This window comes from Streptomyces sp. NPDC007164, assembly GCF_040634135.1.
Classification (GTDB): Bacteria; Actinomycetota; Actinomycetes; order Streptomycetales; family Streptomycetaceae; genus Streptomyces; species Streptomyces sanglieri.
The window spans coordinates 1-17,133 of the sequence record NZ_JBEYFB010000029.1 but is presented as its reverse complement, the minus strand read 5'-3'; the positions used below and the strand labels follow the sequence as shown (position 1 = coordinate 17,133).

Annotated in this window: 14 protein-coding genes; 9 read left to right on the top strand and 5 right to left on the bottom strand. The window is 68.4% G+C overall.

The genetic code is table 11. The features are described 5' to 3' along the window. The first annotated feature begins 192 nt into the window (after positions 1-192). The gene (locus ABZ622_RS28705) at positions 193-1,593 is read left to right on the top strand and encodes a UbiD family decarboxylase (protein ID WP_360548010.1); all 1,401 of its coding nucleotides are present in this window, start codon (positions 193-195) and stop codon (positions 1,591-1,593) included. Between the two features lie 82 nt (positions 1,594-1,675). Further along, positions 1,676-2,341, top strand: coding sequence for a UbiX family flavin prenyltransferase (locus tag ABZ622_RS28700; RefSeq protein WP_360548008.1), 666 nt, complete (start codon positions 1,676-1,678; stop codon positions 2,339-2,341). 413 nt (positions 2,342-2,754) lie between these two features. Here the strand turns inward: ABZ622_RS28700 and ABZ622_RS28695 are convergent, their stop codons facing one another. Continuing rightward, positions 2,755-3,213, bottom strand: a complete 459-nt coding sequence (locus tag ABZ622_RS28695; RefSeq protein ID WP_360548006.1) for a hypothetical protein — start codon at positions 3,211-3,213, stop codon at positions 2,755-2,757. A 150-nt stretch (positions 3,214-3,363) separates the two neighbouring features. Here ABZ622_RS28695 and ABZ622_RS28690 point away from each other — a divergent pair, with 150 nt between their 5' ends. Further along, a complete protein-coding gene (locus ABZ622_RS28690) occupies positions 3,364-3,981 on the top strand; it encodes a hypothetical protein (RefSeq protein WP_360548153.1) in 618 nt (205 codons plus the stop codon). Here ABZ622_RS28690 and ABZ622_RS28685 read toward each other — a convergent pair. The 3 genes from ABZ622_RS28685 to ABZ622_RS28675 form a co-directional block, all read right to left on the bottom strand. After that, positions 3,878-4,240 (bottom strand): helix-turn-helix transcriptional regulator, encoded by a 363-nt coding sequence (locus ABZ622_RS28685; RefSeq protein ID WP_360548004.1) that lies wholly within the window; start codon positions 4,238-4,240, stop codon positions 3,878-3,880. The genes ABZ622_RS28690 and ABZ622_RS28685 overlap by 104 nt on opposite strands. 332 nt (positions 4,241-4,572) lie before the next feature. Further along, on the bottom strand, positions 4,573-5,085 hold the full coding sequence (locus tag ABZ622_RS28680) for an FBP domain-containing protein (protein WP_360548002.1): 513 nt from the start codon (positions 5,083-5,085) through the stop codon (positions 4,573-4,575). A 300-nt stretch (positions 5,086-5,385) separates the two neighbouring features. Continuing rightward, on the bottom strand, positions 5,386-6,993 hold the full coding sequence (locus tag ABZ622_RS28675) for an MFS transporter (protein ID WP_360548000.1): 1,608 nt from the start codon (positions 6,991-6,993) through the stop codon (positions 5,386-5,388). A 228-nt stretch (positions 6,994-7,221) separates the two neighbouring features. Between ABZ622_RS28675 and ABZ622_RS28670 the strand changes: the two genes are divergently transcribed. Beyond that, complete coding sequence (locus tag ABZ622_RS28670; protein WP_360547998.1) at positions 7,222-8,091, top strand: TetR/AcrR family transcriptional regulator; 870 nt, start codon at positions 7,222-7,224, stop codon at positions 8,089-8,091. A 180-nt stretch (positions 8,092-8,271) separates the two neighbouring features. On the opposite strand, the gene ABZ622_RS28665 is transcribed toward ABZ622_RS28670, so the two are convergent. After that, positions 8,272-9,180 (bottom strand): LysR family transcriptional regulator, encoded by a 909-nt coding sequence (locus ABZ622_RS28665; RefSeq protein WP_360547996.1) that lies wholly within the window; start codon positions 9,178-9,180, stop codon positions 8,272-8,274. 121 nt (positions 9,181-9,301) lie between these two features. On the opposite strand from ABZ622_RS28665, the gene ABZ622_RS28660 reads away from it, so the two are divergent. The 5 genes from ABZ622_RS28660 to ABZ622_RS28640 all read left to right on the top strand — a co-directional run bounded on the left by ABZ622_RS28660 (position 9,302) and on the right by ABZ622_RS28640 (position 17,042). After that, a complete protein-coding gene (locus ABZ622_RS28660; RefSeq protein ID WP_360547994.1) occupies positions 9,302-9,652 on the top strand; it encodes a DoxX family protein in 351 nt (116 codons plus the stop codon). 1,401 nt (positions 9,653-11,053) lie between these two features. After that, positions 11,054-11,473: a GNAT family N-acetyltransferase gene (locus ABZ622_RS28655; protein ID WP_360547992.1), complete on the top strand. Its 420-nt coding sequence runs from the start codon at positions 11,054-11,056 to the stop codon at positions 11,471-11,473. Positions 11,474-12,554: 1,081 nt separating this feature from the next. Further along, a complete protein-coding gene (locus ABZ622_RS28650) occupies positions 12,555-14,867 on the top strand; it encodes a M20/M25/M40 family metallo-hydrolase (protein ID WP_360547990.1) in 2,313 nt (770 codons plus the stop codon). Positions 14,868-16,131: 1,264 nt separating this feature from the next. Further along, complete coding sequence (locus tag ABZ622_RS28645) at positions 16,132-16,371, top strand: GNAT family N-acetyltransferase (RefSeq protein ID WP_360547988.1); 240 nt, start codon at positions 16,132-16,134, stop codon at positions 16,369-16,371. A 458-nt stretch (positions 16,372-16,829) separates the two neighbouring features. Beyond that, entirely contained in the window at positions 16,830-17,042 is a 213-nt protein-coding gene (locus ABZ622_RS28640; RefSeq protein ID WP_360547986.1) for a cold-shock protein, read from the top strand. The last annotated feature ends 91 nt before the right edge of the window (positions 17,043-17,133 follow it).

Below are 17,133 nucleotides of genomic sequence, written 5' to 3'. Positions count from 1 at the left end.
CCGGTCCGGATCCTGGCGATGCAGGCCCGCGCGGTGACTGTCCTCGCGAAGCCGCCCCCCTGTGGGCGGCCGCTCCATGCGCAGCCGCCGCCGTCACGAAAGAGAAGAGGAGGACGGGAGGCACGGGCATATTGCCCGGCTCCCCGACGACACATGAACGCATTCCGTGACCTTCGGCAGTACATCGACCACATGACGCAGACGCTCGGGAAGGACGAGGTCCTCCGGATCGACGGCGCGGACCGGGACCTGGACATCGGCGGTATCACCGAACTGATGGCGGAGAAGGAAGGCCCCGCGCTGATGTTCGACAACATCCCCGGCTACCCGGCGGGGCACCGTGTGTTCACCAACTTCATGGGAACCGCTGCCCGGACCGCCGTGGCACTCGGGCTGCCCCACGACACCCCGAAGCTCGACATCGTGCGGGCTTGGAAAGACCTGAGCAAGCGGCTCGAACCCATCCCTCCGGTGGAGGTCGCCACGGGCCCGGTACTGGAGAACGTCCTGGTCGGCGACGACGTGGATCTCGGCATCTTCCCCACGCCGCGGTGGCACGACGGGGACGGCGGCCGCTACATCGGCACTGCCTGCATGGTCATCACCCGCGACCCCGACAGCGGCTGGGTCAATGTCGGCACTTACCGGGCCTGTGTCCAGGGCCCGGACCGGCTCTCGTTGTGGATGCTCGGCAACCGGCACGCCAAGGCGATCGCCGAGAAGTACTGGAAGCGCGGCCGGACCTGTCCGATCGCGGTGGTGGTGGGCCAGGATCCGATCCTTTCGACAGCCGCGGCGATCGCCGCGCCGTCCGGGATGTCGGAGTACGACCTGGCGGGCGGACTCCGCGGGCAGGGCGTCGAGGTCCTGTACGCACCGGGCAGCGACCTTCCGGTCCCGGCGTACGCGGAGATCGTGATCGAAGGCGAACTGCCCCCGGTCGAGGAGGAGTCCGTTCTGGAGGGACCCTTCGGGGAGTGGACCGGCTACTACACGCACTCGGGCCAGGAGACCGTGGTCCGGGTCGACCGCATCATGCACCGGAACGACCCGATCATCTTGGGCGCCCCGCCGATGCTTCCGACCGTCCCGGCCGGTGACCAGGCCGTCCCGCTGTACTCGGCATCGGTGACCTGGGACCATCTGGAGGCCTCCGGCGTCCAGAACATCAAGGGTGTGTGGGCCTACGCCCGCCAGCTCATGGTGGTCGTCTCCATCGAGCAGACCGGCGCGGGTGACGCCATGCACGCACTGCTCGCGGCGGCCGGGCGCAAGCGGACCGGCGGCATGGAACGGTACTTCGTCGTGGTCGACGAGGACATCGACATCACCGACATCAACCACGTCCTGTGGGCGATGTTCACCCGCGTCGACCCGTCCGAGTCCATCCAGGTGCTGCGCGCGCCCACCACTGCCATCGACCCGCGGCTGTCGCCCGACAAGCGCGCCGCCGGCGACCTGTCGATGGGCATCGTGCTGATCGACGCGTGCAAGCCGTTCGCGTGGAAGGACCAGTACCCGGCAGCCAATCGTGTCGACGAGGCGACCCGAGACGAGTTGCGCGAGCGCTGGGCGGGCGTCCTGTCGATGTAGCCCGGCACCGCAAGGGAGGGGGCAGCGCGTCCCCTCCCCGTAGTCCGTTCTCTTACGCCGCACGCCGCAACAGGAGCCCGCCGTGACAACCGCTTCCCCCACCCGCCTCATCGTCGGAGTCACCGGCGCCACTGGGGCTCCGCTCGCTGTTCGCCTGCTGGAAATTCTGCGGGAGGTGCCGCAGGTGGAGACCCATCTGGTACTGAGCACCTGGGCCCGCTCCACCATCGAGGTGGAGACGTCCCGCACCAGCAGGGACTGCGCGGAACTTGCCGACGTGACACATAAGTTCGGTGATCTGGGTGCCACGATCTCCTCCGGCTCCTTTCCGGTCACGGGCATGGTCATCGTCCCGTGCAGCATGAAGACGCTTGCGGCGGTACGGCATGGCCTGGCCGACAACCTGATCGCCCGCGCAGCCGACGTCACGCTCAAGGAACGCCGTCCGCTGGTCCTTGTCCCCCGGGAAACACCGCTCAACGAGATCCATCTGGAGAACATGCTCGCCCTCTCCCGCATGGGAGTCCGCATCGTCCCCCCGATGCCGGCCTTCTACGACATCCCGAACGGCATCAGCGACCTCGTGGACCACATCGTCATGCGGATCCTCGACCAGTTCGATCTCCCGGTGGGCACCGCGGACATCGCGGCGCGGTGGCAGGGCCTGGCCCATACGCGCAGTCGCGGACCCGTGCAAGGAGTGGAACGGATGCAGCGGCGCAGCCAAGGAGACGGCGGACGCCGGTAGCCCGGTCGACGGGGCTCGGGACGCCCTTGAGCTCTGGCAAGGAGCGAAGCCCTTCGCTCCGGGGCGACCTCCGAGTGCTATTCACCGTAGTTTCCACGGCAGTTCAATTAACTGCCCTCGGATCACTTCTCAGCCGTTCGGCACCCGCCCCGGAACGCTGTTGACGGTGAACTCGGTCGCCTCCACCTGTGAGGGATCCGCCATTGAGGAGTGCGACGTACACGTAGCGAAGAGAAACTACTCCGCAATGCCCCCGGACGGCACCCAGAACGGTGCCGCCGGCGATCTGCTCGCCGGTTTCTGCACGAACAACCGCATGATTGACGGTCCGGAGAACGGCTTCATCGTCAGGACCGACCGACTGAGGATGCGGGCTCGCCCCAAGTACTGCCCTTTGGGGTGAGCCCGCTTTGTCACTGCTGGAGCCAGAAGCCGACGACGTACTTCTCCACGCCGTAGGCAACACCTTCTTGCTCGGACACCTGCTTGGCCTCGGCCCTGCCCGAACAGCTCAGCCTTACCCGCCACCGGCCCGGGGCGCTCAGGCTGATCAGATCGGGCAAGCGGCCATAGACCGTCGACCAGACCGCGACATCCCCGGTAGCCGACTCAAAGTCGACCTCGTCCTGCTCGCCCCAGGGCCCGCCACCCGTCTCTGGCTCCATGTCCCAGACCCGCACCCGCACCTCGGCGTCGTGCGTATGCGCGCCGCTGGACACATCGATCCTGCGCACGTGCTGAGTCAGGAAGCCGCCTCGCTCATATGCCTGGTTGTACGGCACCGGGACCGAGCTGTCGTCCGAATCCTGGAAGGCGAAGCTGCTGAAGGAAACCCGCACGTCAAGCGTGTCTTCTCGGACCAATAGGGCCACGAAAGCACTCCATTCCTCATCCGGCGGGAAATATCGAACGAAACTCTAGTCTCCAGCTGCAGACGGCGATCTTGCTGGTCGGGGATGTGGTCAGGAGGATGGATCGATATCCGATCGCCTGAGGCGGTCGCCAACTGGCAGGCTGCTTCTATGGATCACGCGGAAGTACTGCTCATCGGGGGGCGGGCCGGTGTCGGCAAGACGACGGTGGGGTGGGAGGTTTCGGCGTTGCTCCGCGCCGTGGCGGTCTCCCACGCGGTCATCGATGGTGACTTCATGGGGCAGGTGCATCCGGCGCCGGAGGGGGACCCGCACCGTTCGGAGATCACGGAGAGGAATCTGACGGCCGTGTGGGAGAACTTCACCCGGCTCGGCCACTGCCGTCTGATCTACACGAACACCGTGAGTGTGCTGCCTGAGGCGACCGGCATGTTCGAGCGTGCCGTGGGTGCGAAGGTGCGTATCACGCGGGTCTTGCTCACCGCTTCCGACGTCACCGCCGGCGAGCGGCTGGCCGGCCGGGAACTCGGCTCGGAGCTTGAGCAGGAGCTGGAAGGCGGTGTCCGTAAGGCACGGCTTCTGGACCAGCAGGCCTGCGCGGGGACCGTGCGGGTGGCTACAGACGGACGGTCTGTCGTGGACATCGCGCGCGAGGTTGTGACCGTCACTGGCTGGGCCGGGAAGCACGCCGCCGGGCAAGCCCAAGGCGACCCTGGGCCCGGAGCGTGCGCGGGGTCAGGCCGAGGGCGCGGCGAAGGGAGCAGGTGAGGTGGCTCTGGTCGGCGAATCCCGAAGACAGCGCGATGTCCGCGATGCTGGTGTCCGTGTGGAGCAGGGCGTCACGGACACACTCGACGCGTTGGCGCAGTACGTACTGATACTGGGTCTCGCCGGTCGCGGCCTTGAATATCCGGTTGAAGTGGAACGTGCTGACCCCGGCGACCTTCGCGAGTTCGTCGAGCGTGATGCGCCGGGACAGGTTGACGTGGATGCAGTCCCGCAGCTCTGTGATGCGCCGCGCGGGCACGCCGCCGTCGCGTGCGGGGCGTCTCCAGGACGGGCCGCATCACGATCACCCGGCAAAGTGTTCCGCATCCCCCGCCCGCATCCCCCGCCCGTATCGCCTCCCGATTACGCCGAGCACCCTCATCTCGGTCAAGGGAGCTGAGCACTTCCGCCGCACTGTCCTGAGCAGATACGGGCGTACGCCGACAAGCGGACGCCAGCCAGGCCGTGCTCGACAACTGGTCGCATCACGGCACCGCTCCCGGCCGGCTCCGGAGCCTCGCCGGCCTCTTGATCGAAATCCATTGCGACTGCGACTGCGACTGCGACGTCGCACTCGCTGCCGAGCGCCCATCACCTTCTGTGTCGCGTGGTTCGTTCGGTATCGGACACCGAACGAATGAAGGCGATCGTGCGTGAACGCAGGCCTTCGCGGCGTGCCTCGACGTGGTCGTCGACCGGGAGACCGAATCCTTGGCGGATCGGCTTGGCATTCACCCTGACCGCACAGTCGAGATCGGTGCACAGGAGCAGACCGAGCGCGTTCAGGCGTTCGCGTTTGTCGCGTGATGGGCGTCGAGCGGTGAACAGCGAAACCTCGTTGAACCGGCGGGAGGACCGGCACAGGTCGCACATCACCGCGCGCGATCCGAGTGCGGCTTCATTCGGCGCCTGCCGCAGCAGCACTCCCAACGCCTGGCCGTCGGCTTCGGTGACGAGGTAGGCGAGCTTTGGAGCGCGCAGATCCCGCCACCCGAGGTATTCGATCCGATGCCACCGGACGTCGTCGAACCAGATGGGAAGCCGGACTCTCTTTTCGGCGGGGTCCCGGTTCACGAACGCGCCGCGAACCTCTTCCCTGGTCATGGGGCGCATTGCTTCTCCTGACGAGCTGAAGGAATTGTGGACGTGGAGACATCGGTGTTCTGTCACACGACGTAGGAAGGCGGGGCTCGGCCACAGTGCGAGTGGCGTGCGACGGGCGGTGCCGGTGTCCCGCAGCTTTGAGCGCCAGACGTACCAGGGCCAGTGCGTGGACGGCGCCGGCGATGCGGTTGGCGCTGAGCACGCCGCGGCCGTATCTCCACCCGCCTTCGACGGGCGCTGCTTCCCGGTGAGCCAGGACCTGAGCGTGCGGTCGAATCGTGGCGTCCTGCGACCGCAGATCTACACCGTGGGCTTCGTGGCGGGCTGTTCGGCATTGTCCTGGCCGCCGTGTCCTGTCGTGTGCTCCGGCTCCGCTGCTGGGGCAGCCACAGAGCCGGGCCGTTCGGCACCGCGGAGGAGAGTGGTGATCAGCATGGCTCCGCCCGCCGTCACTACGACGGCGACGACCGCGGCGATCCGCATCTCGTGGCTGAAGGCGTCGTAGGCCACCTTGCGCAGAGCCTCTGCGGTCTGGTGCGGCAGGGTCGCGGCGGTGTCGGTGGCGCCGCCGAGGGTTTCCGCTGCCGCCGCCCGCTGCCCGGGGGTGAGGCCGGCGGGGGCCTGCGACTCCATCTGCGAGCGGTAGACGGCGGTGCCGATGCTGCCCAGGACCGCGATGCCGAGCGCTCCGCCGAATTCGGCGGAGGTCTCCGCCAGAGCCGAGGCCGCTCCGGCCCGCTCCGGCGGTGCGGCGGACAGGATCACCTCCGTGACCACGGCGGACACTCCTCCGATGCCGATGGAGACCACGGCCAGGGCGCTCACCAGGTGCACGATGCCCGAGTCGGTCCGGATCAGCGCCACGGCGATGTAGCCGGCGGCTGCAATCGCCAGCCCGGCGGTCATCACGTTCGGCTTTCCGATACGCGGCGCCATCGCCGTGGCCAGGGCGATGCCCACGGGCATCACGAGAAAGGTGGGCAGGGACCACAGGGCCGACTCAAGCGGGCCCATGCCCAGGACGAGCTGCATGAACTGCCAGTTGAACAGGGAGAATCCGACCATCGCGAAGGTCGCCAGGGCATCGATGAGCAGCGGCACACTGAACCGGCTGGTGCGGAACAGCGCGAGGTCGATCACCGGTTGGGCTGCCGTGCGCTGGCGGCGGACGAACAGGGCTGCCGCGCCCAGTCCGGCGGCCGCGCACAGCGCCCCGGTCCAGCCGAAGCCATGCGCCGCCGTCGTCTTGAGGCTGTAGATCACGGCGAGGACGGCTGCCAGGGACAGCAGGGCGCCAGGCAGGTCGAAGCGCCCCGGCTCGGGGTCGCGGTACTCGGGCAGCAGCAGGGGTCCGAGGACCAGCAGCAGGAGCATGACGGGGACGTTGATCAGGAAGACCGAGCCCCACCAGAAGTGTTCGAGGAGCAGGCCGCCGATGATCGGGCCGATGACGGCGCCCCCGGCGAAGCCGGCCGTCCAGACGCCGACGGCGGTGGCCCTCTGCCGTTCGTCGAGGAACATGTTCCGGATCAGGGAGAGGGTGGAGGGGGCCAACGAGGCTCCGGCGACGCCCATGAGGGCTCGGGTCGCGATGAGCATTTCGGGGTTGGTCGAGTAGGCCGCCAGGACCGAGGCGAGGCCGAAGGCCGCGGCGCCGGCCAGCAGTACTCGCCGCCGCCCGATCCGGTCTCCCAGCGTGCCCATCGTGATGAGCAGGCCGGCCAGCAGAAAGCCGTAGGAATCCATGATCCACAGCACTTGCGAACTGCTGGGCCGAAGGTCGGCCGACAGCGACGGGAGCGTGACGAACATGACGGACATGTCCATGGAGGCCAGGACACACGGCAGTACCAGGACCGCGAGTCCGATCCACTGCTGGGCATTGGCTCTCTTGTTTCCTTGCGTCATGTCCCTCACTCGTGCTCCCTTGGTCGACGGCTGTGACAGAAGGGCCGTAATCAATTACGTCACACCGCGCGTACTTAGTACGCGTCACTGGTGTACAGCATACGCGCGGGGACGACGCTGGTGACAAATGCATTTCGAGTGCGCTGTGTCTTCCGTCGATCCCACCCGCCTCGTCGGCACGTTAGAATTTCGTCACACATGCAAGCTGTGACGAAAAGGGGTGCGGTGATGCCGGAAGAGGTGGTCTGCGGGGCCTGCGGGAAGGATCTGGAACCTGCGGAGCGGGGCCGGCCGCGACGTTTCTGCTCCTCCACCTGCCGGACGCGGGCCTACCGGGCGCGAAAGGCGGAGGATGCGACGGAGACGAGCAGCACGGAGAACGCGGAGAACGCGGAGAACCGCGTCCCGGCGGACGAATCCGGCACGCCCCATCTCACTGCCGGGCGCATCACCCAGGCCGGGATCGCCATCGCGGACGCGGAGGGGCTCGACGCGCTGTCCATGCGGCGGGTCGCCACCGACCTCGGCGCGAGCCCCATGGCGCTGTACCGGCATGTCGCGTCCAAGGAGGAACTGGTGGCCCTGATGGTGGAGGCGGCGCTGACCGGCGCCCCGCTGTCCGACACGCCGCCGCGGGACTGGCGGCACGGCCTCGAACGGGCCGCCCACCGCGACTGGGAGCTGTACCACCGTCACCCGTGGATCCTGTCGAAGGTCCTTGTGACGACCCGCACGCACTCCAGCCGGGCACTCGCCGCGGACAGCGAGAGCACCTTCTCCGCATTCGACGGACTCGGCCTCGACCCCGCCGACGCCTTCCGTTACATGTTCATGTTCGCCTCCTACGTCCAGGGCGTGGCCCTGACCTATGTCAGCGACGTGGAGGCGGAACGGCAGGCTCGACGTACCAGCCTGCGCACTGCGAACGGCGCGGACGCTGCGCGCAGTTCGCTCTACGCGCCCGGCGCGTACCCGCGGCTCGGCCCCGCAATGCGCGCGGGCGCCGACCCGTGGGACCTCGACGCCCTCTTCGTCTCGGGCCTCGCCGGCGTCCTCGACGGCATCGCGGCCGACCTCGCACGGCGCGGCATCGGGTAGAGGACAGGGCCTCACCCACTCGTGCCGAAGGCCACGCCAGGGGACGCCCTGACGGACAGGGACGCAGATGCGGGTGAGTGGGGCGGCGGCGGTGCGGGCCGGTTGCACCGCCGGGCGAGGACAGCGTTCACGCGGTCGGCCAGGTCGAGCTCTCCTGGCCGAGGCGGCGGCGCTTGATGGTCATGTGACGGGATTCGGCTCGGATCCGCTGTCCAGGCAGCAGCGGACGAAGTCCTGGATGACCGGGTTGCCGTCGTCGGTGGGGGACCACGCCACCGCGAGCCGGCTGGGGCTGACGCCGCTGACGGGGCGGTAGGTGATGCCGGGCCGGGCGTAGAAGCGCGCGGAGGAGGCGGGGGAGAGGGCGACGCCGTAGCCGTTGGCGATCGCGCTGAGCCAGTCGTCGGGCTGGTCGGCGACGGCTCCGATGCGGACCGGGTGCCCGTCGCGCTCGTCGGCGGCGAGCCAGTACTTGCGCCACTGGCCGGTCTCCGCCGGGGCCGCCACGAACGGTTCGTCCCACAGTTCCCGGAAGGGGATCACGTCGCTCGCGGCGAGCGGGTGTGCCGAGGGCAGCGCGACCCAGCGGGGCTCGGTGAGCAGGGTCTCCACCCGCATGTGCTCCTGGCCGGGGAAGGGCAGCCGCAGCAGAGCGACGTCGACGTCCCCGGTGGCGAGGCCGGCCGTCGGGTTCGACCAGGTGGCTTGCCGCATGTCGACCCGCCAGCCCGGTCGGGTGCGGGTGAACTCGGCGACGATGCGCGGGGTGGCCTCGTTGGCGGCACTGGCCAGGAAGCCGACGCGCAGCATCCGCTCGGCCCTGCTTGCCGCACTCCTCGTCTCCCGCAGCGTCGCGTCCCACTCGGCGAGCAGTCCGGGCGCCCGCGCCGCCAGGGCCCGGCCCGCCGCCGTGAGCGCCATGCCGGCCCTGGACCGTTCGAACAGGGGTACGCCCAGCCGGCTCTCCAACTGCCGGATCTGTTTGGTCAGAGCCGGCTGGGAGACGAACAGCCGCTCCGCGGCCCGGGTCAGGCTTCCCTCCTGTGCCACGGCGAGGAAGGAGCGCAGGAGCCGGTTGTCCACATCCATTCCATCAGGTTATAGAAGCTGGTATTGGACGCAAGCGGGGACCTCCGGCGAGCCTGGATGACCAGGGGTGCGGAGAGCGGATCGCCGCCACGCACGACCCGTTCCAGTACGAAGGAGTCCCATGTTCATCGCCTACGTGATCGTCACCGCCGCGACCGTCGCGGCCAACGCCGCGATCGCTGCCGCGGATTTCGCGAAGGCCGAGTTCGTCCTGGCCAACTCCGCTGAGGTGAACCTCCCGCGGACCTGGCTCCCGCGGCTCGCCACGCTCAAGGCCGCCGGGGCGGTAGGGCTCCTGGCCGGCCTCGTGGGATTCCGGCTCCTCGGCCTCGCCGCAGCGACGGGCCTCGTCCTCTTCTACGTGGGTGCCATGGCCGCGCACGTCCGCGCCCGGGTCTTCCGCAACATCGCCTTCCCCGGCGCCTACCTGGCCCTGGCCGTCGCGTCCCTCGCCCTCGCCGTCGGCCGCTGAGCCCGACTCTGCCAGGGATCTTGAGATGAGGCGCCGATGCTCCGTCGCGCGAAATCGGCTGCGATGTCGTCCAGGACACCGGCGGGACCTGAGACGAACAAGGCGTCGAGATCCAGGGGCTGGCGCCCGCGCGCATCGCGCGGGCGAGCCGAGGATACGCCCCGGGTTGGTACAGCAGGTTCTGTGCGTGGATCGAGGCTTTGGCCCCTGCCTCGCGGCGGTCTTCGACTGCCACTCCGCCTCCGCGTCGCTGACGAGGATGAGAGCCACGCCTTGCGCGTAGGAGGTGAACATGAACATGTACCGGAAGGCGTCGGCGGGTTCGAGGCCGAGTCCGTCGAACGAGCAGAAGACGTTTTCGCTGTCCGCCGCGAGAGCCGGGCTGAAGTCGCGCGGGTCGTCACCACGACCCTCGGCAGGATCCACGGGTGGCGGTGGTACAGCCTTCCAGTCGCGGTGCGCGGCGCGTTCGAGGCCGTGGCGCCGGTTCCGCGGCGGTGGGTCGGGCAGCGGAACGTCGGCCATCGCGGTCTCCACCATCAGGGTCACCAGGTCGGCCTTGGGCGCCACATGCCGGAAGACGGACATCGTGCCGGTGCCGAGTTTCATGGTGGCCCGGCGCATGGACAGCGCGTCGAGCCCCTCGGCGCACGCGATCGCGATCCCGCCCGGCACGATGCGGTCGACGGTGCGATGTGGCGCCGCGTCGCCGCTCTCCGGGATGTCGGCCAACGCTTCCGCCCTGCGCGCTCGGCAGGCCCTCGCCCGGCACGAGCGGGAACAGCAGAACCTCGGCCGCCCTGGTCCGCGGGCTCCAGCACCCTTCCGCACCACGCGCATGCCGACCGCATGGCCATCGATGAACTTCTTTTCGTCACGCCTTGGAGGTGTGACGAAATTCTGGTCCGTCGATGCGGACATCCGTGCAGCTCGCATTGAATCAGCAGTTCAAAAGGCTGATGTGCCGATTCGACGCGCGTGCGTACTCTGCGCCTGTCGATGCGTACAGAGTACGCATCCGGGGTGATCAAATCCCCGTACGGCCATCCACGGCATCGCCCAGCCACCCGACCACGACGAACAGAGAGTCCCAGACGTGTTCTCCTCTGCCATCACCGACTTCTGGCTGAGTCCGTCCCCGACCGGTCGACTCCTCTGCAGTGACGACAATTTCAGTGTCACCGCCGATTCCGCCCTGGCGGAGTCCGAACGACTCACCATTCTCACAACGACTGACGGAAAGACACGCGTACGGCTCACCCCGGCTCTCGCCGCGTCCATGGCACTGGAAGAAGGGCAGTCGGTCGATGAGGCGGGCTTCCGGCAACGCCTGAAGAAGTCCGGAATGTCGCTGCACGGAGCCGACAACCTGTTCTACTTCACCGAAAAGGACCGGGAATATTGCTCGGCGAACCGGACGCCCCCTCGATCCGCCCGCTCACTGAAGCCGATGCGCGGGCATTCGGGCAGTTCGAGGAAGCCGCGTCGGAACAGGACCTCGACGACGCATATGTCGAACTGGATCACTGGGCCGTTCATGGCGCGTTCGAAGACGGACGGCTGGTGTGTGTGGCGAGCATGTACCCGTGGAACGATGCCCCGTTGGCCGACCTCGGTGCACTGACACTCCAGCCCTACCGGGGAAAGGGGCACGCACGGCGCCTCGCACGGGCGATCTCCCGGCACGCCCTCGCACGGCAACACGAACCTCAGTACCGCTGTCAGCTTGACAACCATGCCTCGGTGGCGGCGGCCGAATCAGCTGGCTTGACACGATTCGGCACGTGGGACGTCGTCTCGCCGGATGGAAACACTCCATGACGCCGGAAGGGGTGCTGATGGATGGTGTCCCACGTGATGAGTCGATTGCAGCAGCAGGGAGTGCCGGTGAGGCCGAAGAATGCCAGGTAGCCGCAAAGGCAGCCTACGTAGCGGTGGTTGAGCTTGCGGTAGCTGGTCAGCCAGGACTCATCTGCTCGATGAACCACCTTTCGGCGCCCTGAACCGATCTTTGACCTCCCGGCGTGGCGTTGGTCGGATGCTCTCGCGACCGGGTGGCGGCGCCGCCGCCCGAAGTGGCCGAGAGCGTGGCGGCCGACGAACGCCGCGAAGGCAGCGGGCTGATACGCACCCCACCGGTGTCGGCGGTGTACCCCGTGCGAACCCTGCAGATGGACCTGATCGACGGCACCACCCTGCAGACCACACTGGACGATACGGACGACGTCCTCAACACCGTTGGCCGTACTACCACTTTGACCCGACGGTGCCGTGTTCGCGGCCCGTACCCATTACCACGACATCCGCGACGACTGAGAACCGAGCTTGTGGATGCTCGACCTGGACAAGGAAGTTCCGGCTGCCGAGCTCTGCACGGAAGCGGGCATGGGCGCCGCCCCCGAGGGGCCGGCAACCTGCTGCCCGCACGCGCCGTCCAGCATCCGACCACGTCCAGGACCTTCACACCCCTGCATCGCCGAACCGCCGACCATCGCAGTCCGGACGACGGCTCCCTGCCCGTCCCACTCCCACGACGAGGTACATCCGTGCAGATCCTGACCACGACGCACAGACGGATACCGGCCTTGGTCGCGCTTCTGTCGCTGCTCCTCACCGGCATGGCGGCCATGCTGCCGTTGCGTACCTCCGAGCCCCGGCCGGCCTCCGCCCCCGTCGGCGACTTCTCGGCGGCCCGTGCGGTCGCCCGGCTCAGCGGAATCGCGACGGTCCCTCACCCGGCGGGTTCGGCCGCACAGTCGGACGTACGGGACTATCTCGTCGGTGAGCTGCGGCAACTGGGGCTGCGGCCCGAGATCCAGAACCGGGTTGCCCCCTCCCGTGTCGAAGGAAACCAGGCCACCCTCGGGTCCGTCTCCAACATCCGGGCCACGATCCCGGCAAGATGCCCGCCGGCCGGGTCCTCCTCGCAGCCCACTACGACTCCGTGCCGATCGCCCTTGGCGCCGCCGACGACGGTGCCAACGTCGCCGCCATCCTCGAAATCGCCCGCGCACTCAAGACCGGACCGCAACCTCGCAACGACGTCGAGCTCCTCTTCACCGACGGCGAGGAGCCAGGGCTGCTCGGCGCGCAGGCTTTCGTCGACGGCGAAGCCGGCGGGCACCGGGCGACCGCCCACCGGCAGACTGTCGTGGTGAACATGGAGGGCCGGGGCTCCTCCGGGCCTGCCATGATGTTTCAGATGGCGGGCACCGGCCTCACACCCGCCCTGCGGGAGTCCGGGGCACTCGCCACGTCGCTCTCCACCGCCGTCTACGAACAGCTGCCCAACTACACCGACCTGACAGCCTTCGAAGAGGCCGGGACGCGGGGTCTCAACTTCGCCTTCCTGGACGGCTCCGCGCACTACCACACCGAGCACGACACCATCTCCCGGCTCGACCGCGCGAGCGTGCAGGACATAGGGGACGCGGCACTGGCAGCGGTCCGTCAGCTCGGCGGTGCGGACCTCTCGCAGATCGGTGCGGACGCCACATACTTCTCACTGTTCGGCACGGTCGTGTCGTACCCGGCATGGCTGACCCTGCCGCTCACGGTGGTGGCCGTCCTGGGTGTGTTCCTGTTGCTGTGGCTCGGCCGACGCCACGGGCTGTCCCCCGGCGGGGCCGGACGGGCCGCCGCGGCCTTCCCGCTCACACTGATCGGCGCGGCGGCCATCGGCCTGGCCGGGTGGTGGGCGCTGGGCCTGGCCCGACCGGACTTCGTACTCAGCGAGGGCAGGGTCTACCACGGTGGCCGGTATGCGTTGGGCGAGACGTTGCTGCTCCTGATGCTGCTCGTCGCCTGGTACCGCTGGGCCCGCCGCAAGGCGTCTCCGCTGGACATCACGGTGGGTGTGCCCGGATGGTTCGCGCTGCTCGCCCTGGTCTGTGCGGTGCTGCTGCCCGGGGGCGCCTACCTCTTGACGTGGCCGGCGCTGATCGGACCGGTGGTCGTCGCCATGGCACTGCGGTTCACACCTGCGGAATCGCCGTGGCGGACGGTGGCCGGAGCGGTGACCGCCGTACCGGCCGTGGCACTTGTCCTGCCCGTCGTGCTCCTGCTGCTGCCAGCCCTCGGACTGTCGTCCACCGCCGCCCCGTTGGTCCTCTCGGCTCTGCTCGGAGCCATGCTGCTGAGCCTCCTGGAGTTGCTTCCCTCGCGCAGGGCGGTCACCGCCGGGATGCTCGCGGTGGCGGTGGCAGGTGTGGGCACACTGGCCGTGGGTACGGCCCTCGACGGCTACGACGCCGACGAGCCCCGGCCGATCAGCCTTGGATATGCCCTGGAGTCCGATACGGGCAAGGCCACCTGGGTCAGTCTCGGTGACACCACCCAGCCCGGTGCCGGCGGGCTGCTCACCGGTGAGCCGGCCCGCTATGACGACCGCATCCCACCGCTGGGCGGCGTCGCGCTCGCGAACGGTGCGGCCGAGGTCGCGTCCCTGGACACCCCACGCACCCAGAACGCCTCAAGCACCGAGGCCAACGGCGTGCGTACGGTCCGTGTCCGCGTCCAGGCCCATGCAAAACGCCCACAGCATCGACGTTCACGCCGGGACCGGCGCCCACCAGATCTTCGACGCCACCGTGGAGGGCGCGAAGCTCACCGGCGGACCCAAGCACTCGGGGAGCACCTGGGGTTGGAGCTTCAGCTACGCCGCTCCGCCCGCCGAAGGCATCGACGTCGTCATCCGTGTTCGTGGCAAGGGCCCCCTGCCACTCCGTGTGGTGTCCACCGCAGTCGGCCTGCCGGACGGAGTCGGCGCGCCCGCCCCGGCCGCAGACCGGAGTTGGGCAAGCTGGCCGTCGGTCGCCGGCCAGACCTTCGTCGTACGGACCTTCCGGCTCTGACCGCACCGCACGAACGGCCGGCTACGGAGATCCATCCGTTCTGGCAGCCGTCGCAACACGTGCCCGTTCTTCTCTGTCCGGCAGGGGAATGGCCGGCTGTGTTTCGGGGAGGAGACCAGCGAGGCGAAGGGAGGGGCGGCGTCGTTCGGCGGCAGCCCGGCTGGATGAGGCCGGCTGGAGGCGCTGCGGGAACCGGTGTCCTTCGAGGGGCGGGCCGACACCCTGTGCGGTGTCGGGGCGGTCCCGGGCACCGTTGCCCGTCCTGGAGGACGACCGGGACGGACAACTGGTCCCGGTTCACGGGGCGGGCGGGGTCAATCCATTCTTTCGTGATTCTCAGGCGTTGCGATCCGAACCCGTGACGTGCAAGAACCCAACGATTCGAGTGTGGTCCATGCGACGACCGTTAGGCATGACTTCCTGTGGAACACACACGACTTGGGTGGCCCCCCGCATGCCGGCTCACCGCCGCAGCGGTTCCGCCGCATACGGCCGGCGGCGAGAAAAGGCCATCCGGAGGTGACGGCGCCCGATGTCCGCCTCGGGCCGGATCTCGGGCGCGGTCACCTCCGCCGGTTCGGAGCCCTGCATGTCACCCCGCAGACGCCCTTGCCGACATTGCCATGCAACAACGATCGAGTCGCGCCTCCCGGGTGGAGCCGAGTCGTAGTGGAGGCCTGGACCACCAGGTGTTTGAGCCTTACGAACGGCGTACCAGCGACAGTCACACCCAGAACCCACTGGTTTCCCGATCTTACGAATGACCGGAGCAACCCCATTGAAAGGCAGGACCCCTGTGAGCAGGACACCGCATCACGTCCCCGAGCCGCGCGCACTGCGCGACCGGGTGACCGCCCCTTCGACAGTCGACCTGCCCACGGCTGGTGAGGGCCTCGTCTGGAGACCAGTCACTGCCGCAGACATCGATCTGCTCCTCGACCTGGAACGCGCCGCAGGGATGGTCGATCACCCGCGCTCGCTGGTGATGAGGGACGAGTTGGAGGAGGCATTCGCCGACGAGACCTTCACCCCCGAGCGCGACGCGGTGATCGCCCTCGATTCCGACGGCCGCGCGGTCGCCTACGGTTCGGCCGTGTCCCCGGCGAGCCCGGAGACGATCTACTGGGTGGAACTCGATGGAATGGTGGCCCCGCACCGTCGCGGCGAGGGCATCGGCAGCGCGTTGCTGGCATGGCAGGAGGCCCGTGGCCTCCAGCATCTCGCTTCTTGCGACGCCGCCCTGCCCGGGTGGCTGGCCGTGGGCGCGGACGTCCGTGCCACGCGTACGATCCGGCTCCTGGAGGCGAACGGCTACGAGCGTGCCCGGTGGTGGCTGGAGCTGGAACACGACCTCGTGGTGCCGCTCGCCGAGCCGCCTTCCCCTTCGGGGGTGCGGCTCGTGCCCTACGGCGAGGAATGGGCCGAGCCGGCCAGATCCGCATGGAACGACGCCTTTCGCGACCACTGGGGCACTCAGCCGATGACCGCCGCCGAATGGGCCGCCGGTGACTGCCTGAAGGCGTCCCGCCCGGACCTGTCCGTACTCGCCCTCGCCCCCGGAACAGCCGACGCGTCCGAGAGCGAGCGCGTCGTCGGCTTCGTCCTCGTGGACGTGTCGCCGGAGGAATGGCCGCTGCGCGGGGGCCCGTTCGGATACATCTCGTCCGTCGGGTACGGCGGGAGGCGCGGGGGCAGGGGCTGGCCCGCGCCATGCTGGCCCACGTGCTGCGGACGCTGCGGGCCGATGGCTTGGGCCACGCCGTGCTGGACGTCGACGCCGAGAGCCCCACCGGCGGCCTCGGCCTGTACCAGAACCTGGGATTCACCGTCACCGACCGCTCGGTCAGTCTCGTCAAGCGCTTCTGACCTCGGAGATCCTGGGGCTCTGACGACCTACTAGGAGCGAGTTGTCATTGCCGGACCGGGCGCCGAAGCGGGCAGGGCCGCGGTGGGATCACCGACAGGTGATCGACGCGATCCCGTTCAAGCACCGGACCAGGACACCGTGGATGAGCCTGCCCAGAGTATTGGGTAGGGGACAGGAGCCCATGTCCGGCTTCGGAAACGGGTGCCCGACAGCACGCGGGAGAAGGTACTTGCTCTCCTCATCGTTCCAGCCAACTCGGCCGGGCCGCCGTGGGTCTTCTGCCAAGTGCTCGTGTTCAGCTCTCGATGAGACTGACGATCACTGCTGAGAGCTGGATCCGGACCTGCGAGGGGTGGTTCTGGGGTGTTTCGCAGTCGTATGAACTCTCTTCGTGTCACGATCTTCTTCGGCCGTACCAACGGGCGATGACTGACTGCTTTTGATGAGGGGATATGACATGGCCGAGCGCCAGAACGGCATGGTGAAGTGGTTCAACGATGAAAAAGGATACGGCTTCATCACACCTGAATCCGGCCCCGATCTGTTCGTCCACTTCCGGGCGATCCAGGGAAACGGCTTCAAATCCCTGAAGGAGGGCCAGAAGGTGACCTTCGTGGCTGTCCAGGGCCAGAAGGGGGTGCAGGCCGACGAGGTTCAGCCCGAGGCCTAGGGACTGTTTCTTGGATCATGTTCGGAGCCAGATCGCGAGGGCCGCGAGGGTGACGGTGCCGAGGTAGATGTAGGCGCGTTTCTCGTAGCGG